1 protein-coding gene is annotated in these 668 nt (G+C 59.6%); it reads right to left on the reverse strand.

Annotated elements, in window-relative coordinates:
- Positions 1 to 12 precede the first annotated feature (12 nt).
- Positions 13 to 216, reverse strand: a complete 204-nt coding sequence (locus AC1DQ3_RS36630; protein ID WP_477124966.1) for a hypothetical protein — start codon at positions 214 to 216, stop codon at positions 13 to 15.
- Positions 217 to 668 lie beyond the last annotated feature (452 nt).

Below are 668 nucleotides of genomic sequence, written 5' to 3' on the forward strand. Positions count from 1 at the left end.
CCCCGACGGCGACTAGTCCCATTCCCGGTCCCTGCCCCGCCTTTCTTCGTACGCCTTAGCCTCTTGTGCCGCATGAGATGCCGCCTTCTCGAGGAGAGGCACGTGTTCCTTCGGGACGACCAGCATTGTCAAACCCAAGCCGTCCAGAGCGCGGAGAACGTAGTCAAGGTGAACGCCTTTCCCGTTTTCCAATTTCGACAGCATTCCCACGGACACCCCACACGTTCGGGCGGCCTGATCGATCGGTAGCCCTTGGGCGGCGCGAGTCGCGCACCCTATCCCCAAGATGGGAGCACATCTTGATCGTGGCGCGGGATGGCAACGTTGAATCTGGCAAAGGTCGTGGCATGTGCAATACAAAGAAATGAGAGCCCTGAGAGGAGCGACCTTATCGTTATTTCACGAAAGTGAAAGTATATCGAAGACCGGCGATTGCCTCGCACCATGTTCAAAGACTCCCGCATCAACTGGTAGTGCCAAGGCGCCCCAAGTACACGCCGGGCCATGCCCACGGAGGCGACTCTTTTCGCAGCGGCGCCGCTAGCGGAGCTCCATGGCAGGGATGAAGTCAACCAATGCGCTGCTGCTCATGCCCAGTTGGGAGCCTACGTTGCGCCAGGCGCTCACCGCCGCTTCGACTTTGACCCAAATCGTTGCGGCGTCCTGCT

This window comes from Cupriavidus sp. 01T418, from assembly GCF_056398885.1.